This window comes from Pseudomonas imrae, assembly GCF_046352735.2.
GTDB classification, from domain to species: Bacteria; Pseudomonadota; Gammaproteobacteria; order Pseudomonadales; family Pseudomonadaceae; genus Aquipseudomonas; species Aquipseudomonas imrae.
The window spans coordinates 314027-338560 of the sequence record NZ_CP110853.2 but is presented as its reverse complement, the minus strand read 5'-3'; the positions used below and the strand labels follow the sequence as shown (position 1 = coordinate 338560).

Annotated in this window: 22 protein-coding genes, 1 tRNA gene and 1 pseudogene; 15 read left to right on the top strand and 9 right to left on the bottom strand. The window is 58.8% G+C overall.

The window, feature by feature from the left end:
- The first annotated feature begins 63 nt into the window (after positions 1-63).
- The 3 genes from OQ460_RS01480 (at position 64) to OQ460_RS01470 (ending at position 2529) form a co-directional block, all read left to right on the top strand.
- The gene (locus OQ460_RS01480) at positions 64-984 is read left to right on the top strand and encodes a LysR family transcriptional regulator (RefSeq protein WP_410020167.1); all 921 of its coding nucleotides are present in this window, start codon (positions 64-66) and stop codon (positions 982-984) included.
- Positions 985-1155: 171 nt separating this feature from the next.
- On the top strand, positions 1156-2343 hold the full coding sequence (locus OQ460_RS01475; RefSeq protein WP_410020166.1) for an MFS transporter: 1188 nt from the start codon (positions 1156-1158) through the stop codon (positions 2341-2343).
- Positions 2344-2453: 110 nt separating this feature from the next.
- Positions 2454-2529: transfer RNA gene (locus OQ460_RS01470), tRNA-Thr, on the top strand.
- 313 nt (positions 2530-2842) lie between these two features.
- Here OQ460_RS01470 and OQ460_RS01465 read toward each other — a convergent pair.
- A pseudogene (locus tag OQ460_RS01465) lies at positions 2843-3076 on the bottom strand (DUF2442 domain-containing protein); the annotation flags it as partial.
- On the opposite strand from OQ460_RS01465, the gene OQ460_RS01460 reads away from it, so the two are divergent.
- Together OQ460_RS01460 and OQ460_RS01455 are read left to right on the top strand one after the other, a co-directional pair.
- Positions 3077-3406 (top strand): hypothetical protein, encoded by a 330-nt coding sequence (locus tag OQ460_RS01460; protein WP_410020165.1) that lies wholly within the window; start codon positions 3077-3079, stop codon positions 3404-3406.
- An 88-nt stretch (positions 3407-3494) separates the two neighbouring features.
- Positions 3495-4544 (top strand): DUF2931 family protein, encoded by a 1050-nt coding sequence (locus tag OQ460_RS01455; protein ID WP_410020164.1) that lies wholly within the window; start codon positions 3495-3497, stop codon positions 4542-4544.
- Between the two features lie 11 nt (positions 4545-4555).
- On the opposite strand, the gene OQ460_RS01450 is transcribed toward OQ460_RS01455, so the two are convergent.
- Positions 4556-5149 (bottom strand): LysE family translocator, encoded by a 594-nt coding sequence (locus OQ460_RS01450; protein WP_410020163.1) that lies wholly within the window; start codon positions 5147-5149, stop codon positions 4556-4558.
- A 142-nt stretch (positions 5150-5291) separates the two neighbouring features.
- On the opposite strand from OQ460_RS01450, the gene OQ460_RS01445 reads away from it, so the two are divergent.
- The gene (locus tag OQ460_RS01445) at positions 5292-5720 is read left to right on the top strand and encodes an Lrp/AsnC family transcriptional regulator (RefSeq protein ID WP_421096171.1); all 429 of its coding nucleotides are present in this window, start codon (positions 5292-5294) and stop codon (positions 5718-5720) included.
- Between the two features lie 18 nt (positions 5721-5738).
- Here the strand turns inward: OQ460_RS01445 and OQ460_RS01440 are convergent, their stop codons facing one another.
- Entirely contained in the window at positions 5739-6632 is an 894-nt protein-coding gene (locus OQ460_RS01440) for a DMT family transporter (protein ID WP_410020161.1), read from the bottom strand.
- A 147-nt stretch (positions 6633-6779) separates the two neighbouring features.
- Between OQ460_RS01440 and OQ460_RS01435 the strand changes: the two genes are divergently transcribed.
- The 4 genes from OQ460_RS01435 (at position 6780) to OQ460_RS01420 (ending at position 11179) form a co-directional block, all read left to right on the top strand.
- Positions 6780-7655, top strand: a complete 876-nt coding sequence (locus OQ460_RS01435; protein ID WP_410020160.1) for a LysR family transcriptional regulator — start codon at positions 6780-6782, stop codon at positions 7653-7655.
- Between the two features lie 199 nt (positions 7656-7854).
- Positions 7855-9198, top strand: coding sequence for a CHASE2 domain-containing protein (locus OQ460_RS01430; protein ID WP_410020159.1), 1344 nt, complete (start codon positions 7855-7857; stop codon positions 9196-9198).
- A gap of 37 nt (positions 9199-9235) precedes the next feature.
- The gene (locus OQ460_RS01425; protein ID WP_410020158.1) at positions 9236-9601 is read left to right on the top strand and encodes a hypothetical protein; all 366 of its coding nucleotides are present in this window, start codon (positions 9236-9238) and stop codon (positions 9599-9601) included.
- A 12-nt stretch (positions 9602-9613) separates the two neighbouring features.
- Complete coding sequence (locus OQ460_RS01420) at positions 9614-11179, top strand: M48 family metalloprotease (protein ID WP_410020157.1); 1566 nt, start codon at positions 9614-9616, stop codon at positions 11177-11179.
- 202 nt (positions 11180-11381) lie between these two features.
- On the opposite strand, the gene OQ460_RS01415 is transcribed toward OQ460_RS01420, so the two are convergent.
- Positions 11382-12668: an OprD family porin gene (locus tag OQ460_RS01415; protein WP_410020156.1), complete on the bottom strand. Its 1287-nt coding sequence runs from the start codon at positions 12666-12668 to the stop codon at positions 11382-11384.
- Between the two features lie 452 nt (positions 12669-13120).
- On the opposite strand from OQ460_RS01415, the gene OQ460_RS01410 reads away from it, so the two are divergent.
- Positions 13121-15208: a TonB-dependent receptor gene (locus tag OQ460_RS01410; RefSeq protein WP_410020155.1), complete on the top strand. Its 2088-nt coding sequence runs from the start codon at positions 13121-13123 to the stop codon at positions 15206-15208.
- Between the two features lie 51 nt (positions 15209-15259).
- Here the strand turns inward: OQ460_RS01410 and OQ460_RS01405 are convergent, their stop codons facing one another.
- The 5 genes from OQ460_RS01405 to OQ460_RS01385 form a co-directional block, all read right to left on the bottom strand.
- Positions 15260-15472 (bottom strand): hypothetical protein, encoded by a 213-nt coding sequence (locus tag OQ460_RS01405; RefSeq protein WP_410020154.1) that lies wholly within the window; start codon positions 15470-15472, stop codon positions 15260-15262.
- A gap of 241 nt (positions 15473-15713) precedes the next feature.
- Positions 15714-16820 carry an agmatine deiminase gene (aguA, locus tag OQ460_RS01400; protein ID WP_410020153.1) on the bottom strand — a complete coding sequence of 369 codons (1107 nt, stop codon included), beginning with the start codon at positions 16818-16820 and terminating at the stop codon, positions 15714-15716.
- A gap of 5 nt (positions 16821-16825) precedes the next feature.
- On the bottom strand, positions 16826-17704 hold the full coding sequence (gene aguB, locus OQ460_RS01395; protein WP_410020152.1) for an N-carbamoylputrescine amidase: 879 nt from the start codon (positions 17702-17704) through the stop codon (positions 16826-16828).
- Positions 17649-17993, bottom strand: coding sequence for a hypothetical protein (locus OQ460_RS01390; RefSeq protein WP_410020151.1), 345 nt, complete (start codon positions 17991-17993; stop codon positions 17649-17651). The genes aguB and OQ460_RS01390 overlap by 56 nt, the downstream gene beginning before the upstream one ends.
- Entirely contained in the window at positions 17993-20902 is a 2910-nt protein-coding gene (locus OQ460_RS01385) for an aminotransferase (protein ID WP_410020150.1), read from the bottom strand. Before OQ460_RS01385 ends, OQ460_RS01390 begins: the two co-directional genes overlap by 1 nt.
- 233 nt (positions 20903-21135) lie before the next feature.
- On the opposite strand from OQ460_RS01385, the gene rfbB reads away from it, so the two are divergent.
- The 4 genes from rfbB to rfbD are packed head-to-tail and all read left to right on the top strand — an operon-like array spanning position 21136 to position 24498.
- Entirely contained in the window at positions 21136-22218 is a 1083-nt protein-coding gene (gene rfbB / locus OQ460_RS01380; protein WP_410020149.1) for a dTDP-glucose 4,6-dehydratase, read from the top strand.
- A complete protein-coding gene (gene rfbA, locus OQ460_RS01375; RefSeq protein WP_410020148.1) occupies positions 22215-23090 on the top strand; it encodes a glucose-1-phosphate thymidylyltransferase RfbA in 876 nt (291 codons plus the stop codon). The genes rfbB and rfbA overlap by 4 nt, the downstream gene beginning before the upstream one ends.
- A complete protein-coding gene (rfbC, locus tag OQ460_RS01370; RefSeq protein ID WP_410020147.1) occupies positions 23087-23632 on the top strand; it encodes a dTDP-4-dehydrorhamnose 3,5-epimerase in 546 nt (181 codons plus the stop codon). The genes rfbA and rfbC overlap by 4 nt, the downstream gene beginning before the upstream one ends.
- The gene (rfbD, locus tag OQ460_RS01365; RefSeq protein WP_410020146.1) at positions 23629-24498 is read left to right on the top strand and encodes a dTDP-4-dehydrorhamnose reductase; all 870 of its coding nucleotides are present in this window, start codon (positions 23629-23631) and stop codon (positions 24496-24498) included. Before rfbC ends, rfbD begins: the two co-directional genes overlap by 4 nt.
- The last annotated feature ends 36 nt before the right edge of the window (positions 24499-24534 follow it).

The following is a 24534-nucleotide window of genomic DNA, read 5'->3' as shown; positions in this document are numbered from 1 at the left end:
ACAGCCAATTATCACGCGCTTTACCCCCAGCCGCTGATCAACTCGCATGAAGGAACAGGAGAAATGATCGAGACCCGCCTGTTACGTCAATTCATCGCCGTAGCTGAAGAGTTGCACTTTCACAAAGCGGCGCTTCGCCTGCATATGGCCCAGCCGCCGTTGAGCCAGGCAATCCACCGCCTGGAAGACAAATTGGGGTTCAGCCTGTTTGACCGCACCACGCGCGGGGTCAAACTGACGCCTGCCGGCGAAGCGTTCCTGAATACTGCCTATGGCACCCTCAAGACGCTGGAAACCGGAATCGAACAAGCCAGGCAGGTGTCCGCAGGCATCGCCGGCAAACTGACCGTCACGGCCGTGTCGATTGCCTATTACGAGTCGCTGCTCAACATCTTTCGCCGGTTCCGCGAGCGATTCCCCAACGTCCAGTTGATCATCAAGCAAATGCCTTCTTCCAGTCAGGCCAAGGCCATTCTGTCGGGCGAAGCGGATATCGCATTCCTGCGCAAACTGCCGATCTCGGCGGACAATGTCCAATCGCGCCTGCTACTGAGTGAGGCCATCGTGATGGCCCTGCCGGCCGGGCATCCCAAGGCCGGGGACGAGCAGATCGACCTGCGGGACTTTGCCGGCGAAGACTTCGTATTTACCCCGCAAAACCTGGGCGCTGGCTATCACAGCCAGCTCATCGCCTTGTGCGAAGCCGCAGGTTTCTACCCGAAGGTGGTTCAAGAGGCCGCGCAGATCCATACCCTGATCGGCCTGGTGGCATGCGGTTTCGGCGTGGCCCTGGTTCCGGAGTCGATCGCCCACTCGATCATGCGCGACAAGGTGTTGTTCCGGCGGATCAGCCCGGTGAGCACGTCTTGCGACCCAACCATCGGCCTATACATGAGCTGGAACAGCGACAATGCATCGCCGTTGATAAACAGCTTTATCTCAATGCTCGATGTTGGCGTCGAACCGCAGGTTGAAGCGAGCTGAGCCAGCGGCCCATTTCCCGAGCCTCTGGTCAAAAGTATCAAACCGAGATTTTTATAGTATTTCCCCTCCCTCGCCTGCCCCCGCACTATCACCGACAGCTGAATAACACCTGCCAGAAGAAAGGTCGCGCCTCGCCGAGGTGAACGTTCTTCTCTCAACCACAGAGTGCCTATGCCTGCCGTCATCTACATATTTTCCCTCTGTACCTTCACCTTCGGCTTGTCCGAATTCGTCGTCGCAGGCCTGGTGTCATCGATAGCCACCGACCTGCACGAATCCATCGCCCAGGTAGGTTCAGCCATCGCCGCCTATGCATTGGGCGCCGCCATCGGCGCTCCGGTGATCACCGCGCTGCTGACGGCCTGGCGCGACAAGACCGTGCTACTGCTGACCCTGGCGGTACTCGCCATTGGCAGCGTGGTCATCAGCCTCGCGCCCGACATCCTGACCCTGCACGGAGTACGCTTGATCATCGGCCTGGGCCACGGCGTGTTCATGGCCGTCGCCTCCAATGCCGCGATCAAACTGGTGGAGCCGGAACGCGCCGGGCGAGCGCTGGCCCTGGTGTGGCTGGGCCTGACCCTGTCCGTTGCGTTTGGCGTCCCCATCGGCACGTTTCTGGGCAGTTATTGGTCCTGGCGCGTGGTCTTCCTGATCATCGGCGGCCTCGGCCTGCTCAGCACCCTCGGCCTGGTATTGCTGATGCGCCGCCAGCCGGCCCCGCAACCCCACGAACGCCCCGGCATCCGGCAAAGCCTTAGCGCGATCCTCCACCGCGAGCTGCTGATGGCCGCCACCATCGCCTTGCTGGTGAGCGTGTCCACCTTTTCTTTTTTCACCTACGTCTCGCCTTTCCTGCTGGATGTCACCCACCTCCAGGTCCGGACCCTGAGCATCGCCATGCTGCTGTTCGGCGTCTGCTCCATCTTCGGCAACATCCTCGGCGGCTACCTGGCCGACCGCTTCGACACCGAACGCTGCCTGCTGGGCGCACTGGCAACGCTGATGTTGAACCTGCTGGGCCTATACCTGTGGAGCGACTCGAAGCTCATCACCTTGAGCCTGATCGGCCTGCTGGGCGTGGTCTTCTTCGCCATCGTCACCCTATCCACCCTGCGCCTGCTCCGCCTGGCGAACCACTACATACCGCAATCCAGCGCAGTGGCCTCAGGGCTCAACATCGCCTCCTTCAACCTGGGCACCGCACTCGGCGGAATCGGCGCCGGATGGGTAATCATCCACATCGGCCTGCCCTACATCCCCCTCGCCGGCGCCACTGCGGCACTGCTTGCAATGGGCGTACTGGCGCTGCAAATGCGGGTCGCAATGCCGACGGCAATACTGAAAGAAAGCCGCTGAACCGGGATGCCGAGCGAGGGAGTTACCGCGAAAAAGCAGGGGCCTGAAAAATAGTCAGAATTCAGGGGTTTACAGAAGCTTTCCAATCGCTATAATCGTCGCCCTAACACGCCGGTATAGCTCAGTTGGTAGAGCAACTGACTTGTAATCAGTAGGTCCCGGGTTCGACTCCTGGTGCCGGCACCATATCTCAAAGCCCCGCAATGCGGGGCTTTGTGGTTTCTGGGGTTTGGAAAATCACCCCTTATACCCCTCCCCTAAAAACCCCTCCGCCCAAGATTCGGCCAATTTCTTTTTTGGATGCCCTCCTTCTGCAAATTAGGACGTGACCAAGTCCTTCAACACCGCCCCCCCACAACCAAGTGACGCCGTGCAACAACCTGCTGACCATCACAGTACTGTCTGCCCACCTGGACGCACTGCCCCCATAAGTATCGCTAAAGCCTCATGCGCGTTTCAGCTGGGGCGGTTCTTGCAAACGACTCCAACCCGGACAGGCCAGGTACAGTGTGTCGGCGCCGATTTGAATGTCCAGCTCCGGCCATTCCACAGTCCAGCCGTCGTCACTCAAAGTCGCACCTTTGAGCAACTTGGTCGCTTGCAAGGGTTTGAGCCCTGGGTAGTTGGTTACGTCGCTGCTCATATCCAGCAAAAACTGTTGATCGTCTATAAATTTCAGCTCCAGTACATAGCCGGGACGCGCCTGGCATCCGCGTAGAGAGGAAATATTGATATGGATACCTCAACCACACAGGGCATCAAGCTCGCCATTGTGTCGGCAACCGGGCTGTCAAAAGACGCGCTGCACATCTATGTGGGCATGGCGGTCTATTTGATACTGATCGCCATCGCCCGACGATTCAGGCCGTACTTTGCCTGGCTGGCTGTTCTTCTCATTGCATGTGCTGGCGAGTGGGTAGATAGACGAGACGATATTGGAAGCCTTGGATACTGGCGCTGGCAAGCAAGCGCTCATGACGTTCTCAATACGTTGTTTTGGCCGACGGCGCTAACACTGCTTTGGCTTTTAAAATGCCACAATAAGGCAAGCGTACACCCGTAAAGCTCACCTGTTCTGGAGGTTCAGCTATGCTACGCCGAACCATGCTTATTGGCCCGAGGCCCAAGCCACAGCGAATATAGGCCGCAACATGAAAACAAAGTCCTTCATTCTGGTATTCATTTACACCCTACTCAGCTTTTCCTTGATCGGCTGCAATAATAAAATCCCCGCAGACAACTATAGCTGGACCGGCACGGTATCTGCGCCGCAAGAATACCCCATGGAGGTCTACAGCGGCGCCATAGTTGCTGAAGGCTCTGCCTACAGTTTTGATTCGATCTGGGGCACGCAGAATACCGGATGGGGTAATCATGGCGGGGCGATGAATACGGGGAGCGAAAGGAAAGGAGTTCCGTACCAACTGGAATTTACGTGGTATTCGCTTGTTGAAAGAAAGTTCTATACCGGAAAATGGAGTTTGGACAAAGCGAAAATAAAGAAACTTTTTGATGAGGGTTTTATAGATCAAGACACTCATAAAAAGGGCACTTATCATACTTTTATAGTGGGATTGGCACCCAAGGGTAGAGTGGTGCTGTGGATGAGCGGCGCGGGAAATCAGAAGGAAGTCGGGGCGTTCAAGGCCGACGTGACAGTTATCGCCAAGGAAAGCGCCTATGACAATGCTAAGTACATGTTCAAAGACGGCTACGCCGACCGCATGCTGAATGACCCCTCCTACAAAACATTTAGTCCACAAATCCGGGATAAAATAAAAGCGCAAGGCTTTCCTGCAGAGGATGTCTATGACACGTATAGAGAGAAGTATAATTGGCGGCCTATGGTTGTTTTACAGGACGGTGGGCAATGGATAGATTTTGGTTTCAGCACCTACAATGGTGAACAAGAAAACATCTTTGCCGAGAATCTACTGCATAACGAATACAAAAAAAGAGCAGTCCCGAAATTCTGCGGTTTCTATTGGCGAAACAAGGACAGTCGATACGGTGTATGGATAGACACTTTCGATGAAAAGGAAATACTTGATCTCTTCCAGCTGCTTGGCAAAGAAGCGAATATAGATCTGGTTGTGAAGATTGATGCCACCAACACGACCGCTTCTTTGCTATTAAGATCGAACGTACAGGAATTCCCCATCAAAAAAGCAAAGATCAGACTATCGCGCAAAATAGAATAATCCACTCAAGCCTAGACCTGGAAAACCTGATAAAGCAGCATCAACGCAAAGCCGATCAAAAGCATCGCCGAAGCATAATCAATACCTCGCAACCAACGCGGGGATAGCCGCTTCAACATCAACGAACATGTGCCTGCCAGCAGCATCCACCACAGGGAAGATCCAAGGAATACGCCCAGCACCAACCACACCCCCGTGTTCGACTGACTGACGCCCAACCCGGCGAACAGCGTTACAAAACCCAGGATGGTCATTGGGTTGGACAAGGTCAGCAGGCATGTCGTGAGGTACATGCCCCACAGATGCCGCGCGGTGGAAGGTGCGGCGATGATCTCGGCGTTTTTTCGCAGCGTTTGCCATGCCAGGTAGAGAAAGAAAATCGCTCCGACTACTTGCAGGTAACGTGTATCGCCAATCCACGTCAGGATACCCGCCAACCCGAACAAGGCGGCGGTTGCGTAGGCTGCGTCCGCTGTTGCAGCGCCCATGCCGGTCATGAATCCGGCCTTGAAACCGCCCTTGAGCGTGTTTTGAATACTCAGAAGCCCGATGGGGCCGACCGGTGCCGCGATGGCCAGGCCGAGTAGCATTCCTTTGAGTAGCATGGCTGGGGTGCTCGTTTTGTGGGATAAGCTATTTTGGCGGGCTTGCCACAGCGGGCTCCATTGCGATGTGTAGCTTTGCAGGGCTCTTTACTTAACGATTTATCGTTTCAAGGCACCGATGACCAACAGACCTCTCGATCGTTTGGACAAACGCTTGTTGGCGCAGCTTCAGGTGGACGCTCGGTTGAGTTTTGCCGAGCTCGGTCGGCGTGTCGGGCTGTCGACGCCTGCGACAGCCGAGCGCATTCGCAAGCTTGAAGAGCACGGCGTGTTGCGCGGGTATCGCGCCGAACTCGATAGTCATTCCATCGGTTACCCGGTGACCGCGTTTATCCGGCTGTATGTTCCGGCAGAAAGTTATCCCAGGGTGCTGGCGGTGATTGAGGGAATGCCCGAGATACGCGAAGCGCATCATGTGACGGGCGAGGCGTCTTTTGTGCTCAAGGCGGTTGCCCCCTCGCTGATTGCCCTGGAAACACTGATTTCTTCTTTTGATTCATTCGGCAAAACAGAGACATCCATTGTGCTTTCAACTCGCCTGGCTGCTCGCGGCTTACCGATAAACCCATAGGCAATCGCAAGGCACACCTCACGGGTCGCAGGAAACCGCAACTTTACAGGGCTTCAAATTCAACCCCAGGACGCTCGTCAGCACGATAACCGTACCGACTATCACCATGCCCGGAGGTCCCTCGGCCAGCACCACCGAGGCCATCAGCATGGCTGTGGGCGGTATCAGGTACAGCGAAATGGAGGCCCGGCTTACGTTGCTGTGCGCCAATACGTACGCCCAGGCGAGGTACGCCAGGGCGCTGGGGAAGATGCCAAGGATGAGTACGGCCAGGTTGACCGATGCCGGGGCATCTTGCGCAGCACCCCACAGGCCCGGCGTATACACCAGCAGCAGCACCGTGCCCGACCACACGGTGTAACAGACCATGGTCAGGCCGTCATAGCGTTGGGAATAGTGTTTCTGTAAGGCGAAATACACACTCCACGACAGCGCGGCCAGCAGGATCAACAGCCCGCCGGGATCCATCTCGCCCACGCCTCGATCTGCGGTAACGACCACGGCGGCGCCAATCAGGCCGCCGAGTACACAGATCCATTGCCAGCCATTGACCCGATCCTTGAGTACGAAGTGCGCTATCAGCGTGCTGAACAATGGTGTGGATTGTGCCAACACACTGGCGGCTCCGGCGCTGACGCCGCGTTGACCGTAGTTGAGGGCGATGTGGTGCAGGCTCACGGCAAAAAAACCCAACAGGGCCAATAAAGGCAGGTCTTTGAGCCGTGGCAGGGAAATACGCATCACCGAGGCAACCCCGGCCATGAACGTCGAGGCAATCAGAAAGCGCATCAACGCCAAATGCCCAGGCTCGTAGGCCTGAAGCCCGATGTGAATGCCAATTGGCGAATAAGCCCAGCACAGGATCACGAACACCGCGGCGAAGGTGATTTTCGCGTTGGGTCTAGTGATCATCGAGAATCAACATAAGCAAATACCTGCTATCGGAGGATATGTGCGGCCGACTGTTTCAACGGCTGCGCACGTGCAATGAAGTATCAAAAACCGATCTCCTCACTACAAGTGACTTAAACTCGTCTCAGTATTCACTTTGGGTGACGTATGGAATTGTCCCAACTGCGCATGTTCAAGACTGTTTCCGATATCGGCAGCATCGCGCGCGCCGCCGAACGGCTGCACTGCGTACCGTCCAATGTCACTGCTCGCATCAAGTCCCTTGAGCAAGAACTGGGCACGCCGCTGTTTTTCCGTGATGGCAGGGGCTTGCGGATTACCCCTGCTGGCGAGGTGTTTCTGGATTACGCCGCGAGAATCCTCAACCTGGCGGATGAAGCCAAGCGCGCCTTGGCACCTGACCGCGTGCCGGGCGGGCGCCTGCGCATCGGCGCCATCGAGTCGAGTGCAACCGCCCGCCTGCCTCGGTTGCTGGCCAAATACCACGCGCTGTATCCGCAGGTCACGCTGGAGCTGAGCACCGGCACCTGGGCCCAACTGCTGGACGATATCCAGCAGCACCGGCTGGATGGCGCGATTGTCGCGGTGGATGTCGATCGTCCCGGGCTCAAGCGCACCGTGATGTACCGCGAGGATCTGGTGCTGATTGCTTCCGAGTCCCACGGCCCCTTGCACGCGGCGGCGGATCTGCGAGGCAAGGAGATCTTCATGTGGCCGGTGGGCTGTCCTTATCGTTTGGCGCTTGAACAGTGGCTGTTACGGCATGAGCAGACGCAGAAGATCATCAGCATCGCCAGCTACGGCACCATCGTCGGCTGTGTCAGTGCCGGCGCCGGAGTCTCGCTGGTACCCCGGGGCATCTATGAACAATACCGCCATGGCGCTGGCTGGCGCGGCTATGAATTCGCGGACCTGGCGAGTATCGACAACCTGTTCTACTGGCATGAACACTCAGGCCAGCACCCTGCCCGTGACGCATTTGTGACGCTGCTGCAAGCTGAGTTCGAAAAACCGACACCGTGAAACACCACGCAAGATTATGCTTTTGCCGTCCAATCCGGCGCGAATATGGCATTTAGCCATATTCCTGATTGACACCCCCTGGCTGGTCCTTTAAAACCCCACGCACTCTGCAGCAATGGCTGCTCTTGGCGCCCGGCGCAAATACCACGCTCACCCATGAGCACCAGCAAGCCGCCCCGCGCTTTTTATCGAGACATGGATGTCGAACAATCCCCCGCTTTTTAAATTCCGCCGCTATTGGCTGGCCGCCTTGATCGTGTTGCTGGCAGTGCTCGACCCTTTCGGCCTGGCCAGTTCCAGTGACAAAGCGTCGGCGCAGTGGCTCAACCGCATGTTCGCCAGCGGGTATGACCACGACGGCCAACAACGTATTGCGGTAGTGCTGGTCGACGATGCGTATCTGATGCGCAACAACACTTCCTGGCCAATGCCGTATGGCGAACAGAGCAAATTGTTCAAGCGGCTACTGGCCTACAAGCCCAAGGCTGTGTTTGTGGATTTGCTGTACAGCCACGACCACTCGTTCGGCGACCCCGCGCGCGGCAGTCAGTTGCTGGCGAATGTGTTCGAGCGGTATCAGCGCCAGGGCATCCCCCTGTGGCTGGCCAATACCGGCCTCGCCCGAGGCGAGAATGGTCAGGCCAATACCCTGGCGCACTTCAGTGAGGTGAGCCAGCCAGCACTGGTGGTGTGGGAGGGTGTGGACGACAAGTATCCGCTGGCGAGGCCGACGGCATTGGGCGCGATGCAGACACCGGCGCTGGCGTTGTACCGGCGGTTTTGCCAGGACTCAGCCTGCGCAGGCTTGCCCAAGGATGCCGAGGCCGCTGCGCTGTTGCAGCCGATGGCGGTGCAGTGGGGCTTGAAACTGGCGCCGGAACAGGCGCGGATTTCAGATATCCGCGGCTGCGCCCCGCCGCGCAATTTCCTCCTGGATGGCGCGGCGCAGTTGTTACAGGCGCTGTTCTGGAAGCTGGACAGCTCGGCCCAGGCCCGCTGCCCCTACACCTTGACCTTGTCGGCCAGCGACCTGGAGGTCAGTTCACCTGAGGACCAGGCGCTGATTGGCGAGTTGCTGCGCAACCGGCTGGTGCTGGTGGGAGCGAATATCACCTCCACCGGCGATGTCGTGCAGTCGCCGGTGCATGGGCTGATTCCTGGGGTTTATCTGCACGCCATGGCCCTCGACAACCTGATCAACAAGGGCATGGATTACGAACGCGAGCCGGCCAACTTCGCGGGTTTGAATCTCAACTGGGTGGACCTGCTGGAACTGGGTCTGCTGGCGTTGATCATCGTGCTCAAGGCCCTGCATGCCCGGCGCCTGGCCGGCGTGCAGCCGTGGAGCCGCTGGCGCAAACGGGAGATCTGGTTTTTCACTTCACCCTACCCATCGTGGTGGCTGGTGATGGCGGTGTTGGCGACGGTGTGCGGGGTGCTGCTGCTCAACCACATCACCCTGGTCAACATCCTGGGAATTGTTTTGCTGTCGATGGTGCTGTTCAGCGAGCGGATCGAAGCGTTCTTCGACCGTGGCAACTGAGGGTGCCGCCATCTCGTCTTACTCAAGGAAAACAAGGATGAACAGAACACTCATCGTATTGCTCGGCGCACTCTTCAGCCAGTGCGTGCAGGCTGAAACCCACATCATCAAGCAATTCCTCGCCGATCCGGTGGTGATATTGGATGAGCAGGGCAAACTGCAACGGGAAATCGCGCAAAAGGATGCGCCGACGCAACCGGTGCCGGTGTTGCAGTACAACCAGGCGCTGGACCTGGTGCAGGTGGAATTGACCGGCCAGAAGGTATGGCTGGACCCTATGGACTTGCGCATCGAGCCGCCCTTCAACATCACCACGCTGCCCTGCCAGCAGGTACCCAAGAGCTTGGCCAGCGACAGCAACAATAAGTCCACTCTCGGCTACGGTGCCGGCTGCAATCAATAAAGGAGCATCGCGGTGAAGGGATATCTATTGCTGTCCAGTGTAGTGCTCAGTGGCTGTGCGACGCTCAAGGGCGCAGACCAGGCGTTCTTGAACCTGGTCGGACCGTCGACCCAGTCACGGGTTCAGGGCCACTATGTCGACAACAGCGACGTGCGCCAGTACTACAAGCTCGACCTGCAACGCTCCGGCCAGCAGCGTTTGAGCTACGACGGGCGCAACGTCCCCGCGGCCGAGGCGCGCCAGCAGAACCTGGTGGATATCCCGATGTTGCAGGTGTACCTGCAGGGCATCGTCACGCGCCTGTCCAAGGGTTGGCCAGGGCAGTTGCCGCCGCTACAGGTGAAGATCACCGACAGCTACGGCTTCGGGCCGTCAGCCGACCCATACGGGAATATTTTCGTACCGTTGGGCATGTTGGATAACGTGGGCAGCGAAGACGAAATCGCGGCAATGCTCGGCCATGAGATGAGTCATGTGTTACTGCATCACCACGAACGCGCGGCGGCGTTCCAGCAGCAAAAGGAAATGTTCACCTCCGTCGCCTCCACTGTGGCCTTGGCAACGATAGCCGCCGACACTCGAGTGGATCGCAGCTCGGGAACCATGAAGCTATTGAGCAAGGACCCGGCGGGCACACAAAAAACCATCGGTAATACGGTGCTGTATACCGGATTGGCCAACATCTTTTCCGACAACGTCTGGAGCACCGCCTGGGGCCGCAGCCAGGAAGACCAGGCAGACCTGCTCGGCACCGACCTGATGATCCGGGCCGGCTATGCGCCTCGTGCGGCCACCCATAGCCTGGAACGCCTGAATGACTTCCAGGGCAAGCAGAAACCATTGCTGACCGGCTTTCTCAACGCGCGCAAAGAGGCGATGCAGGATTCGTTGCAGCAGTTCAATCTCAATCGGTTTACCAAGGAGCTGGACGTGCTGGTCAAGGACGGCCTGACCACCAGCATCGCCGCCACCAGCCAGTATTTCAACCGCTCCCACATGTCGACCATCGACCGCGACACCGAGCTGCGCCAATACCTGCAACGCGAATACCGCCAGGAGCGACGCGCCCGGGTCAACACCCAGAGCTGGCCGAAAGTGCGCGACGCCGCCCCGGTAGCGACGGCCATGCAGGGTTACAAAGATGCCTACGCCGCCATGGCAGCCCTGGAAAAGAACGAAGTACCGCAGGCCGACGCGTTTATCCGGCGCGCCTTGAACTCACCGGTCAAGGACCAGCCGACTATTCGTCGCACCGCTTATACCGTACGGCTTGCCCAAGGCAAAAACGCCGAGGCGCTCAAGCAATTGCAGGCGATCAAGGATTGGTCGCTGGCCGGGCCGTCGACCTTTGACTTGATGATCAGCTATCACCTCAAGCGTGGCGACGGCCGGGCCGCCCTGGCGATGATCGACAAGGCCGAGCGCAACCTGGGTTCGCAGGAGTTGTTCATTACCGAGAAGCTGTTGGCCAGCCAGCAACTCAAAGACACCCAGCAGTTGCAAAGTGTCCTGCGCAAGTGCGAACAGTACCCGGCGCGCAAAGTCAGCTGCCAGAAGCTGGCGCCGATAAAAACCTAGGCGCACGGCATAAAAACCCGACACGTCGTAACGCTGTTCACTCAAGCAAACGCGACGTTCAAGATGGCGGAAACCAAATGTGGGAGCTGTCGAGCTCCCACACTGGTTTTACTGCATTTGTAGGATTTGCGTTCCCTGACTGACCGGCATTGCCGGCCAGTCAGGGTTTTTCATCGCCTTGCATCAGGCGTGACGCGCGATCTTAGAACACGTTGATCGGGTAGTCGGCGAACAGGCGCACTTCGTTACCGCCAACGTTGTAGTTGCTGGCATTGTCGGAGACACGCAACCAGGAGGCACGAGCACGCAGGCTAAGGTCTTTGGCTGGACCCGACTGTACAACGTACTTGAACTGGTTCCAGATCTCACGCTCGGTGCCATCGCCACGGCCAGTGCCGTCGTCGATGTTGGTGCCGCGTACGTAAGCGATGTTGTAGGTCAGGCCAGGAACGCCGAAGGCGCTGAAGTCGATGCCGTAGCCTGCCTGCCAGGAGCGCTCGTCCTTGCCGTTGAAGTCAGACCAGAACGAGTTGGCCAGCAGGATGGTGTTGCCACCGTCGCCGACGCCACCGTTACTGCGGTAGCCGCCATACATATAACCGGTGTCACCGGTGCTGCGCTGGTGAGCCAGGGTCAGGCTGTGCGGACCAAAGGCCCACGTGGCGCCCAGGCTCCAGATTTTGTTGTCGCGGGCGTCAGCGTCACCTTGGGTTTGCAGGGCGAAGCTCTTGTCCAGCTTGGTCTTGTAGCCGTTGAAGTCAAAGGTCAACGATTGTTTCTCTGGCAGGGCCAGCACGTAGTTGACGTTGACGTATTGCTTCTTCAGCACGTCTTCCATGTCGGAAGCGTACAGGGCTGCCGACAGGCTTTCGGTGAACTTGTAGCTACCGCCCAGGTAAGAGATGTTTTTCAGCTTGCCGCTGTCGGTGCCTTCGGCGCCTTTTTGGGCTTCCTTGGTGAAGCGACCGCCTTGCAGTTCCAGGCCTTCGATTTCTTTGGAGATGATCGAAGTACCGGTGTAGGTTTCCGACAACAGACGGGAGTTGTCGTATTGCAGGACCGGCACGGCTGGCATCTGCTCACCGTACTTGAGCACAGTGTTGGAGATACGGGCCTTGACGGCTGCGCCGCCCTTGGCCAGGTCGTGCGCCGCTTCGCCGCTGTCGCCCTGCTTGAAGAAGTTGATACCGCCGGCGCCGCTGCGACCTTTACCGCCGTCCAGACGAACAGCGTACTGACCGATCACATCCACACCCACGCCCACGGTGCCTTGGGTGAAACCGGATTCGAACTTGCCGATGACGCCTTGGCCCCATTCGGCTTTGTCTTGCTGGCCATTTTTGTAGTCGCGGCTGATGTACGCATTACGCAGTGCGATGTTCAGGTGGCTGTCTTCAACAAAACCCTTGGATTGCTCCTGGTCGTTGGCCATTGCCTGAGTAGCGCTCAAAATCCCCAGAGCGATCAGACCCATCCGTTTGTTCAACATTTTGTTATTCCTATTCGCTGGTTGAGTACGCGCTGTGACACCTGGCTCCGTTTGGCTTTTTTGGTATCGACTTGGTCCGAATAAAAAAAGGCCCGCGGACGACTGAAATGTGCCGCGGGCCTTTTTATTATCGAGAAGTCATGGCGGTTAGCCACAGGCGTTGGGCGAATCCTAGCCGCGCCTTTGACTGTGTGTCAATTTCGTGAATCATCTGAATTTAGGTCAAAAAATTCTAACCGATGTTATTTGGCCATCATCTAGAAGATTTAGATCGACTTTGCCGTCATCCCTTGATTAAGCGCCGGGTGGGTAGCGGCATATCGAGTCCGCCGACTAAAACACACTTTGTAACACTTCACCCGAGAAACGGATTAGGAATCTATAACGCTAGCAAATAGTAAGCATTACCATTCGCACGTTATTTTTCCTCTACTTTCCGGATATTTTCCCTCATGCCTGCCCCTCGCCTGACGCCCATCACTCTAGGGCTCTCTGTACTGCTGTCCGGCGGATTTGCCTGTGCCGCAACCACCTTGCCCGCAACGTCCATCAGCGCTGAAGTTGACGAGGACGATCCACGCGTCAAGGACACCAATACGGCTACCCGTACCGCCACGCCGGTGCGCTACGTACCCCAGGCGATTGACTCGGTAAAGACCGAGAACCTGCGCGCCTATGGCACCAACGACCTGGGCCAGGCCTTGAGCGGCATCCCCAACGTCAGCAGCGGCGCCGATACCCGATTCGACAGCTTGCGCATCCGTGGTTTTGACGTCAGCAATGACTTCTACCTGGACGGCATCCGTGACGACAGCCAATACGTGCGCGACCTGCACAACATCGAGCGCATCGACGTCCTCAAGGGGCCGGCGGCAGTGCTGTACGGGCGTGGCGGCCAGGGTGGGATCGTCAACCGGGTAAGCAAGCTGCCGCAAGCCGGGCGGGCGTCGAGCATCGAAGCCCAGGGCGGTACAAATGGCTTGCGTAGCCTGTACACCGACTTGAGCACCGACCCCAGCGACAACATCAGCCTGCGCCTGAACATGGGCAACGAGGACACCGACAGCTTTCGCGATGGCATCAGCGGCAATCGTAAATTGTTCGCCCCGTCGATGAGCTGGCAGTTGGCCCCGCAGCTGAACTGGTTGGTGCAATACGAATACAGTCGCTACGACCGCACACCGGATCGCGGTATTCCCGGCGTCAACGGCCGTCCCGCCGATGTAGGACGCGACACCACTTACGGCGACTCCCGCGACTATATCGACGATACCTCCCAGTCACTGCGCTCCAAGCTCGCCTATGAACTCAATGACAGCTGGCAACTGCGCCACACCTTGGGCGTGTTCAAGCTCGACAGCGATTTCGATAACACGTACCTGAGCGGCTACAACGCGGCGACCAACCAGGTCGCGCGCCAGCGCTGGCAGCAGGACCTGACTACCCGTAACGTGTTCAACAATGTCGAGCTGGAAGGCGGCTTCAGCACGTTTGGCCTGGAACACCGCTTGCTGACCGGCGTGGAGCTGGGCAGCCAGCGGCGCGATCCGAAACTGTATACCGCGACGCCCGTCAAAGACGGTGGCCAGGCCGTACCCGACCTGGACCTGAACCAACCCAATCGTCACCTCAGCCATACCGGCGCCATGAAGATTTCCAGCGACAACCACACCGAAGTCGAAAGCCGCGGCCTCTATGTACAAGATCAACTGCGCCTGAACGATCAGTGGCAAGTGCTCGCTGGCCTGCGCTACGACCGGTTTGAAGTGGACACCACCAGCAAAGTCGCCAACAGCCACCAAAAGGTCGACAGCCACCACACCAGTCCGCGCCTGGGCGTGGTCTGGACGCCGCTGGACAACCACTCGTTCTACGCGTCCTGGAGCAAGACGTTCTCCCCTACCGGCGGCGGCCTGATCGGTATCACCCCCAACGCCCCCGGCAACGCCAACGACCTGAGCCCGGAGTTGACCAGGCAGAAGGAAATCGGGGTCAAGAGCGATTGGTTCGACGATCGCCTGAGCACCACTCTCGCGGTATATGAACTGGAACTGTACAACCGCCGCACCCGCGCCCCGGAAAACCCGCTCATCACCCTGCTCAGCGGCGAGCAACGCTCCCGTGGGATCGAGCTGACCGCCACCGGAAAAATCGTGGACAACTGGTACGTACGTGGCGGTATCGGCGTGCAAGATGCCAAGGTCGTGAAAGACAAGAACGGCTTTGAAGGCAAACGCATCACCGACGTGGCCAAGCGTAACGCCAGCCTGTTCATTACCTGGAAACCGGAGATGGGTTGGTACGCCGAAACCGGCTTGACCCTGGTGGGCGATCGCTACGCCGACAATCTCAACACCGTGGTACTGCCAGGTTACGGGCGCTGGGACGCCTTGGCCGGGTTCCGACATAAAGACTGGGACTTACGGGCTGCGCTGAACAACATCAGCGACAAGACGTACTACGCGTCGGCAACCAGCGCCAACCAGATCCAGTTCGGCGACCCTCGTAGCCTGGTGATGACCGGGACCTACAACTTCTAGACACATCTGGATCGTTCCCACTGCGTGTGGGAACGATCATCCCGGCGCTGGTTAGTTTTTGATCAACTCACACAAAGCCCGCACTTCATCCTCGCAGAACAAACCCGCCGGATAACGTTCCCTCATCACCCGTTGCGCGTCAGGCTTGCTGATCTGATGCGAACCGTTTGTCTTCAACCAGAGTGCCAGCGCGTGAATCGCGTCGCCGCTCATCCTCAAGGGATGGGACGTGCGCTTGTAGACATGGTTGATATCGGCATTCATTTCGGCGCTCTCTCCTACTGCTTGAGCGGCTAACTTACTCAAGGTTTATGACAGAACTGCACAGTCACCCCCCGAGCCCTGGCGCAAAGCTGATACAAGAGCTATGCCAATGTGTCTGTTTTATAAGACTGCACACATTAAAAAGCCCATGACCCTCACGGGCCATGGGCTTGCTGCATATGCCAGGATCACTTCCCGGCGGCCAGCCGCTTTACGCAGAAGCCGATTGTTACAACTGCACTCAGTTTCTGTGGGGCGCGGGCTGTTGTTGGGTCAGGCAATGGATATTGCCACCGCCCAGTAACAACTCACGGCCAGGCACCATCACCACTTCATGTTGCGGAAACAAGCCCTGGAGAATCTCACGCGCACGGCTGTCCAGAGGGTCGTCAAAACTCGGCGCAATGATGCCGCCATTGACGATCAGGAAGTTGACGTAGGAGCCGGCCAACCGGACCGTAGGATTGCGCTCCTGAGTACCGTCCACTGGATCGACACCGGCGCACTCTTCTTCGGTGGCATACAGCGGGCCGGGGATCGGCATTTTATGCACCGTGAACGCACGCCCCTTGGCGTCAGTGCTGTTTTGCAGCACGTCCATTGCCGCGTGGCAGCGTGCGTAGTTCGGGTCTTGCGGATCATCGGTCCAGGCCAGCAATACCTCGCCTGGGCGCACGTAGCAGCAGAAGTTATCCACATGGCCGTCGGTTTCGTCGTTGAACAGACCGTCCGGCAACCAGATGATCTTATCCACAGCCAGATTGGCACTGAGCACCGCTTCGATTTGCCCGCGGTCCAGGTGCGGGTTGCGATTGCGGTTGAGCAGGCATTCTTCGGTGGTGATCAGCGTGCCTTCGCCGTCGACATGAATCGAACCGCCTTCGAGTACAAAGCCTTCGGTGCGATAACGCGGGCTGCGCTCGATCTCGAGGATCTTGCCACCCACCTGGGAATCACGGTTCCACGGCGAATACAGACCACCGTCAAAACCACCCCAGGCGTTGAAATCCCAATTCACACCACGCACTTCGCCGCTGTCGTTGATCACGAACGTCGGGCCGGTATCGCGCACCCACGCATCGTCACTGGACATCTCCACCACACGAATATTCGGCACATCCAGGCGGGCCCGGGCGTTCTCGTATTGCGCGGCCGATACCGCCACCGTCACCGGTTCAAAGCGCGCGATCGCCTTGGCCACCGCCACATGGGCAGCCTGCGCGGGCTTGCCGCCCAGGCGCCAGTTATCCGGGCGCTCGGGCCAGATCATCCAGGCCTGGGTCTGGGTCGCCCACTCGGCTGGCATATAGAAACCGTCTGCGCGTGGCGTGCTGTGCAAGGTGGTCATGGCGATCAGGACTCCAGCGAACCGTCGAGGGTCTTGAGCGCGCCGTACAAGTTTGGCCGGCGATCACGGAACGAGCCCCACGCGCTGCGAATGTGTTCCAGCTCGTCGAGGTCGAAGCTGTGGACCAGAATGCCTTCTTCGGTTTCGTTGAGTTCCTGGACTTTCTCGCCGAACTGGTTGGCAATGAACGACGAACCGTAGAAGTCGATGTCGTAGCCGTCCTGCTCCTCGTTGCCGATACGGTTGCTGGCGATCAACGGCATCAGGTTGGCGCCGGCATGGCCTTGTTGCACGCGCTGCCAGTGATCACGGGACGAAATGGTCTTGTCGTGTGGCTCGCTGCCGATGGCGGTCGGGTAGAACAGGATTTCCGCACCTTGCAGGGCCATGCTGCGGGCGCACTCCGGGAACCACTGGTCCCAGCAGATGCCCACACCGATTTTCGCGTAGCGGGTGTTCCACACCTTGAAGCCGGTATCGCCCGGGTTGAAGTAGTACTTTTCGTGGTAGCCAGGGCCGTCCGGGATGTGGCTCTTACGATAAATCCCGAGGTTGGAGCCGTCGGCGTCGATGATCGCGATGCTGTTGAAACGCGCACGGCCTGCCAGCTCGAAAAAGCTGATGGGCAGCACCACTTGCAGTTCCTTGGCGACTTTCTGGAAGTGCTTGATGGCCACGTTATCTTCAACGCTGGTGGCCAATTGCAGGTAGTCCGGGTTCGGCTTCTGGCAAAAGTATGGGCTCTCGAACAACTCCTGGATCAGGATAATCTGCGCACCTTTGGCGGCGGCCTCACGGACCAGCTTTTCAGCGGTCTCGATGTTGGCTTCAAGGTCCCAGGAACAGGCCATCTGGGTAGCGGCGACGGTAACGATACGGCTCATGAATCATCTCCTGGGCGGTGGTCAGCGGCCAGAATAACCAAGGCCGATGACAGAAAGGGGAATGCTGGGCGACTTTATAACGGATAAAAATCGGCTTTTGAAGCGTACCGACCTCCACCCATCGAAAAAAACCCAAAATATTCCAGATAACAATCGAGTTAAAGATTGAAATCCAACCAAAATGTGGGAGCGGGCTTGCTCGCGATGGCGGTGTGTCTGCCAACAAATCTGGCACTGTTGCGCCGCCATCGCGAGCAAGCCCCCATAGTTGATCGGGTTTCAGGGCCATTACAGCCCTTCATTCAACACCTTCGACAGCATGTCGACAAAGAAATCCACACTGCGTCTTGAGGTGACCATCGGCGGCTTGATCTTGAGGATGTTCAGATAGTCCCCGGTCGGCTGCATGAAAATGCCCAATTCCCGCAAGCGATCGCACAACAGCGCGGTTTCCGCGGTGGCCGGTTCCAGGGTCTGTCGATCACGCACCAGCTCCAGCCCCAGGTAAAACCCGGAACCATGCACCGCGCCCACCAAGGGATGTTCGTCGACCAGCGCCTGCAAGCGTGCCTTGAAATGCCCACCGACCAACTGGGCGTTTTCCATGAGTTTTTCTTCTTCCATGACATCCAGCACCGCCATGCCAATCCGGCAACTCACCGGACTGCCGCCCGAGGACGAAAAGAAATAACCTTCGGCCTCCAGCGCTTCAGCAATTTCCCGACGGGTAATCACCGCACCCAATGGCTGACCGTTACCCATGCCCTTGGCCATGGTGATAATATCCGGCACCACGCCCTGCTCTTCAAAGCCCCAGAAAAAATGCCCCATGCGCCCGTAGCCGACCTGCACTTCATCGGCGATGCACACCCCGCCTTGTGCGCGCACCAAGGCATATACCTGCTGCAAGTAACCCGGCGGTAAAGAAATCCCGCCAGCATTGCCATATACCGGCTCGCAGATAAAACCGGCCAACTGGCGATGCTGCGCGGCGATTTTTGCAAGGTTGTGTTCGACGCTGCGCACGTACTGCGGCGCGCTGTCCGGGCCACGGAATTCACCGCGATAAGTGTTGGGCGCAATCACCGGGTGTACCCAGTCCGGTCGGCTGCTCAGTGCCTTGGGGTTATCGGCAATCGAGGTGGACACGGCATCGGCGGCCACCGACCAGCCGTGGTAGGCCTCCAGCACGCTGAGCATGTCGCGCCCGCCGCTATAGGCCCAGGCCAGGCGAATGGCCAGGTCATTGGCTTCGGTGCCACTGTTGACCAGGAAGACCCGGTCCATCGAGTCCGGCGCCAGCGCCAGCAGACGCTCGGAGAACTCGGCAACCGCCGCATAGTGAAAACGCGAATTGGTGTTGAGCAGCGACCATTGCCGCGCCGCCACTGCGGCCATGCGCGGGTGACCGTGGCCCAGCACTGCGACATTGTTGAGCATGTCCAGGTAGGAACGGCCCTGCATGTCGATCAGGTGATTGCGCCAACCGCGCTCGATACGCGGTGGATCGAGGTAATAATGCTTCTGGGAGCGGGCAAAGCTGGCATCGCGTCGCGCCAACAGAGCGTCGGGGTCCAGCTCCGGCTCAGCGTCACAGGCCAGCCCCAGCAACGCAGCCGGAGAAGGGCATAGTGCCTGCCAGGCCTGGGCCCGGGACGGTGTACAGAACAAGGGCGGTTCAAGATCGGCGCGACACAGTTGCACCCTCAACGCACCGTCGACTTCGCCCAGCAACTGCCCCTCGCGTACCGTTGCGTCCATCTGCGGCAAGGCTTTGACGCCCCATAGGCGAACCGTCAATCGCGCCCCGTGCAAGGACAACAGGCCCTCATCCCCGCAGCGCAATGTACCGGCGAATGGCGCTTGTACAACGCTGGCCGGCGGGACACACAGCTCGACGTGAAGCGCGCAAGTGTCGGGCTCCATCGCGCTGTCGGGCCGGGTACGGGACAAGCGATATTGCCCATAGCGACTGGCCGCCAAGCCATGAACCGCTTGAGCTTCCTGCAACAAACGCTGATCGATACCCGCAAGCTCCCAGTTGCCCGCCTCGAAATGCGCGCTGAGTACACCCAGGTCGATAAGGGCGAACTCGCGCCCTACCAGGTTCGGCAACAATGGCGCGAAGCTTTCGCTGGCGAGCGCAGGCAGCGCGCCACCGACACAGGTGAGGATGGCAGCCTCCATCAGCTCGAACGGTACGCAGGTGGCGACACGGAAAATTTCCCACTCGTGCTCGGCATTCTTCAGCAGGTAGGCGTTATCCGGATCCAGTTGCTGTTGCTGCTCGCTGCTAAGCACCAATACCGCTGCGCGAGCGACGATCAGCGGCCACAGCACCTGCAACTCTTCCGGCTCCAGCGCCGTTACGGCATGAAAGGCCCGGATCGCCGGCAGGATCACAAACGGATCGCCTTCGGCATGGTGCAGCAGGGCCGCACAGGTCACTGACAGGTCGGCGATACGCCAGGTATGCACCAAGTCGCCGAAATCAATCACGCCCTGGATTTGCCAATGGCGCTGCTCGTCACGCTGCCAGACGACGTTGTCGTCGGTAATGTCCATATGCACCGCCTGCCAGGGCAAGCGATTCGCCAATGGCCGTACACGCTGCTGGACCTGCTCGGCCACTCGCTCCAGCGCCGCCCGATGCGGCAGGTTGGCGAGGGTCGACAGAAGATAGGCCATCAGTTCATGGGCATGGCGCGGGTCCCATTGCAGCGTACGCTCCAGGCCGTCGTGCTCGAACGTGGCCAATGCCTGGCTCATTTGCCCGCATAGCCGGCCAAACCCGGCGATCACTTCACGGCGCAGGTGTGGCAGGTGGGTCAGCGGTTGGCCTTCGATGTAATCCAGCAGACGCAGGTGCAGGGTTTGCCCGTCCAGCGTGTGGGTCAGCAATTGTTCACCATTCAGGGCGCTGATGACCCTGGGCACTCGTACCTGCGAGTGCTGCTGCAGATGCTCGAGGCTCGCGTGCTGGGCCTGCAACTCAACGGCGGCGTAGTCGCCCCGACAGATTTTCAGGACAAACCGACCGCGTTCACTATCGACCCGGTAATTAAGGTCTTGCTGGCTGCCCAGGGCCTGCAGCGTGCCACTGAGGCCATAATGCTGCTCGAGCAACTGCAACGCTTGCTCCTGGCTAACCTGCGGGCACGGTAAACTGGCGCGGTGAATCAATGTGGCGAGCAGCATGTGACGACCCTTGGTGTTTTTGTCAGGCGCCTATATCGCCATTGTTCATGACTTTGGCGCAACCCCCGAACCAAGCTGAAATAAATTGATCCAACCCAGCTGTTCGGGCAGGCAACTTCTGCGGGCAAAGGAGGCGCTGGTCAATCTGACCACCGCCCCTTGCACCATGCCCCGCAAGCCCGCAAGCTATGCCCCATTCGCTCAATGCCCGTCCAAGGAAAAGGCCTCTCGACATGCGCATTCTCGTCACCGGCGGCGCTGGTTTCATTGGCTCCGCACTGATCCGCCATTTGCTGCAAAACACTGAGCATGAAGTTCTCAACCTCGACAAACTGACCTACGCAGGCAATCTTGAGTCGCTGGCCAGCATCGCGACCAATACGCGCTACGAGTTCGTCCAGGCCGACATCATTGATCAGCCGACCGTCAGCGCTGTCCTGGCACGTTTCCAGCCCCAGGCTGTGATGCACCTGGCGGCTGAATCCCATGTCGACCGCTCCATCGACGGCCCGTCAGATTTCATCCAGACCAATATTGTCGGCACCTACAGCCTGTTGGAAGCTGCGCGCGCCTATTGGCAGGCACTGGAAGAACCGGCCAGGAGCGCCTTTCGCTTCCATCACATCTCCACCGACGAGGTGTATGGCGACCTGCACGGGGTCGATGACCTGTTTACCGAAACCACGCCTTACGCGCCAAGCTCGCCATACTCCGCCAGCAAAGCGGCGTCCGACCACCTGGTACGCGCCTGGCAGCGTACCTATGGCCTGCCGGTGCTGCTGACCAACTGTTCGAACAACTACGGGCCGTTCCACTTTCCGGAGAAGTTGATCCCGCTGGTGATTCTCAACGCCCTGGCGGGAAAACCATTGCCGGTATATGGCGATGGCCTGCAAGTGCGCGACTGGCTATTCGTCGAGGACCACGCCCGTGCGCTGCTCAAGGTGGTCACCGAAGGTGTGGTGGGCGAGACCTACAACATTGGCGGCCACAACGAACAGAAGAACATCGACGTGGTCCGCAGCATCTGCGGCCTGCTGGAAGAACTGGCACCCCAGCGCCCGACAGGCGTCGCGCAGTTCGCTGACTTGATCACGTTCGTCAAGGATCGCCCCGGCCACGATCAACGCTACGCTATCGACGCCAGCAAGATCGAGCGCGAACTGGGCTGGGTTCCGGAAGAAACTTTTGAAACCGGCCTGCGCAAAACCGTGCAGTGGTACCTCGATAACCTGCAATGGTGCCGCAGGGTCCAAAACGGTAGTTATCAGGGCGAACGGCTCGGCAACACTGACACGAAGGATTTGATTGCATGATGAAGGGCATTGTATTGGCCGGTGGCTCCGGCACCCGTTTGCATCCCATTACACTGGGGGTTTCCAAGCAGTTGTTGCCGGTGTACGACAAGCCAATGATCTATTACCCGATCTCGGTGCTGATGCTGGCCGGAATCAAGGACATCCTGGTGATTTCCACCCCGGTGGATTTGCCGCAGTACCGTAATTTGCTGGGCGATGGCAGCCAGTTCGGCGTGCGTTTCAGCTATGCGGAGCAACCTTCGCCGGATGGTTTGGCGCAAGCCTTCCTGATTGGCGAAGAGTTCATCGGCAACGATCCGGTATGCCTGATCCTGGGCGACAATATTTTCCACGGCCAATATTTCGGCGAACAACTGCGCAAGGCCGCCGAACGCTCCTCTGGCGCCACGGTCTTCGGCTACTGGGTCAAGGATCCGGAGCGCTTCGGTGTAATCGACTTCGACAAGGATGGCCGCGCCCTTTCCATCGAAGAAAAGCCGGCCAGGCCCAAGTCGTCGTATGCCGTGACAGGCCTGTATTTCTACGATAACGATGTGATCCAGATCGCCAAGGCGGTCAAGCCTTCGCCCCGGGGCGAACTTGAGATTACCGACGTCAACAACGCCTACCTCAAGCGCGGTGACCTGCATGTAGAACGTTTCGGCCGTGGCTTCGCCTGGCTCGACACGGGCACCCATGACAGCCTGTTGGAAGCCTCGACCTATGTGCAGACCATCGAGCACCGTCAGGGTCTGAAAGTGGCCTGCCTGGAAGAAATCGCCTACGAGAACGAGTGGATCGACCGTGATCATCTGCTGGAGCGCGCCAAGTACTTCGGCAAGACCGGCTACGGCCAATATCTCTACTCGCTGGCCGGTGAGAGCAAATGAAGGTAGTTGAAACCTCTTTGCCGGACGTGCTGGTCATCGAACCCAAGGTGTTCGGTGATGAGCGTGGCTTCTTCTACGAAAGCTTCAACGCCCGCACCTTCGAACAGGCCACCGGGCTCAAGCGCGACTTCGTACAGGACAACCACTCACGCTCGCAGAAAAACGTGTTGCGGGGTCTGCATTATCAGCTCGAGCACACCCAGGGCAAACTGGTGCGCGTCACAGCTGGCGAAGTGCTGGACGTGGCCGTCGACATCCGCCGCAGCTCGCCGAACTTCGGTCGGTGGGTAGGCGTGCGGCTGTCTGCGCAAAATTGCCGCCAGATGTGGGTACCGGAAGGCTTCGCCCACGGTTTCGTGGTATTGAGCGATTACGCCGAGTTCCTCTACAAGACCACCGACTACTACCAGCCGAGCGCCGAGCGCTGCATTCTCTGGAATGATCCGACGCTGGCCATCGACTGGGAGCTGAGCGGGCCGCCACAGCTGTCCGCCAAGGACCAGATCGGTACCCCCCTGAAGGAAGCCGATCTGTTCCCATGAAAATCCTGATCACCGGCCAACACGGCCAAGTCTCCCGGGAACTGCAGCAGCAGTTGTCGGGTCTGGGCGAATTGATCGTGCTGGGTCGCGACCAGCTTGACCTGGCAAACATCGAGCAGATCCGCCAGCAAGTGCGTGCCCATCGACCTGACCTGATCATCAACGCTGCGGCCCACACCGCCGTCGATCAGGCCGAAAGCGAGCCGGAGGCGGCCTTCGCGGTCAACGCCATCGCACCGGGCGTCCTCGCTGAAGAAGCCAAGGCCCTGGGTATTGCGCTGATTCATTACTCCACAGACTACGTGTTCGACGGCAGTAAAACGGCGCCCTACACCGAAGCCGACAAGCCCAACCCGCTGGGTGTCTATGGCCAGAGCAAACTGGCTGGTGAACAGGCGATTGCGGCTGTGGGCGGCCAGTACCTGATCCTGCGTACCAGTTGGGTGTATTCCTCCCACGGCAAGAACTTCCTGCTGACCATGCAGCGCCTGCTGCAGGAAAAACCGCAGATGCGCATCGTCGCCGACCAGATCGGAGCACCGACCTGGGCGGGGACCATTGCCCACAGTACTCGCGCGCTGATCGAGCGTTGGCAGGCGGGCCAGGCCGGGGATTGGGGTGTCTATCATCTGACGGCCCAGGGCGAGACCTCGTGGTTCGGTTTTGCCCAAGCCATTGGCGAGCAGCTGTTGGCCGAAGGTAAGGCCTGCGCCCAACTGGAGCCGATCCCTTCCAGCGCCTATCCAACACCCGCCCAGCGTCCGCTGAACTCGCGACTCGATTGCAGCCGCCTGCAACAGCAGTGGCAAATAGCTCAACCGCAGTGGCAAGAAGCATTGCGCGAGTGTCTTGCACAGCAGCACTAGGCATAATGCGCCTGTACCCACAGGCGCATGACCTCC

Coding starts and splice junctions, on each gene's coding strand:
- OQ460_RS01480 (WP_410020167.1), top strand. CDS start 64: ATGATCGAGACCCGCCTGTTACGTCAATTCATCGCCGTAGCTGAAGAG.
- OQ460_RS01475 (WP_410020166.1), top strand. CDS start 1,156: ATGCCTGCCGTCATCTACATATTTTCCCTCTGTACCTTCACCTTCGGC.
- OQ460_RS01460 (WP_410020165.1), top strand. CDS start 3,077: ATGGATACCTCAACCACACAGGGCATCAAGCTCGCCATTGTGTCGGCA.
- OQ460_RS01455 (WP_410020164.1), top strand. CDS start 3,495: ATGAAAACAAAGTCCTTCATTCTGGTATTCATTTACACCCTACTCAGC.
- OQ460_RS01450 (WP_410020163.1), bottom strand. CDS start 5,149: ATGCTACTCAAAGGAATGCTACTCGGCCTGGCCATCGCGGCACCGGTC.
- OQ460_RS01440 (WP_410020161.1), bottom strand. CDS start 6,632: ATGATCACTAGACCCAACGCGAAAATCACCTTCGCCGCGGTGTTCGTG.
- OQ460_RS01435 (WP_410020160.1), top strand. CDS start 6,780: ATGGAATTGTCCCAACTGCGCATGTTCAAGACTGTTTCCGATATCGGC.
- OQ460_RS01430 (WP_410020159.1), top strand. CDS start 7,855: ATGTCGAACAATCCCCCGCTTTTTAAATTCCGCCGCTATTGGCTGGCC.
- OQ460_RS01425 (WP_410020158.1), top strand. CDS start 9,236: ATGAACAGAACACTCATCGTATTGCTCGGCGCACTCTTCAGCCAGTGC.
- OQ460_RS01415 (WP_410020156.1), bottom strand. CDS start 12,668: ATGTTGAACAAACGGATGGGTCTGATCGCTCTGGGGATTTTGAGCGCT.
- OQ460_RS01410 (WP_410020155.1), top strand. CDS start 13,121: ATGCCTGCCCCTCGCCTGACGCCCATCACTCTAGGGCTCTCTGTACTG.
- OQ460_RS01405 (WP_410020154.1), bottom strand. CDS start 15,472: ATGAATGCCGATATCAACCATGTCTACAAGCGCACGTCCCATCCCTTG.
- aguA (WP_410020153.1), bottom strand. CDS start 16,820: ATGACCACCTTGCACAGCACGCCACGCGCAGACGGTTTCTATATGCCA.
- aguB (WP_410020152.1), bottom strand. CDS start 17,704: ATGAGCCGTATCGTTACCGTCGCCGCTACCCAGATGGCCTGTTCCTGG.
- OQ460_RS01390 (WP_410020151.1), bottom strand. CDS start 17,993: ATGGCCCTGAAACCCGATCAACTATGGGGGCTTGCTCGCGATGGCGGC.
- OQ460_RS01385 (WP_410020150.1), bottom strand. CDS start 20,902: ATGCTGCTCGCCACATTGATTCACCGCGCCAGTTTACCGTGCCCGCAG.
- rfbB (WP_410020149.1), top strand. CDS start 21,136: ATGCGCATTCTCGTCACCGGCGGCGCTGGTTTCATTGGCTCCGCACTG.
- rfbA (WP_410020148.1), top strand. CDS start 22,215: ATGATGAAGGGCATTGTATTGGCCGGTGGCTCCGGCACCCGTTTGCAT.
- rfbC (WP_410020147.1), top strand. CDS start 23,087: ATGAAGGTAGTTGAAACCTCTTTGCCGGACGTGCTGGTCATCGAACCC.
- rfbD (WP_410020146.1), top strand. CDS start 23,629: ATGAAAATCCTGATCACCGGCCAACACGGCCAAGTCTCCCGGGAACTG.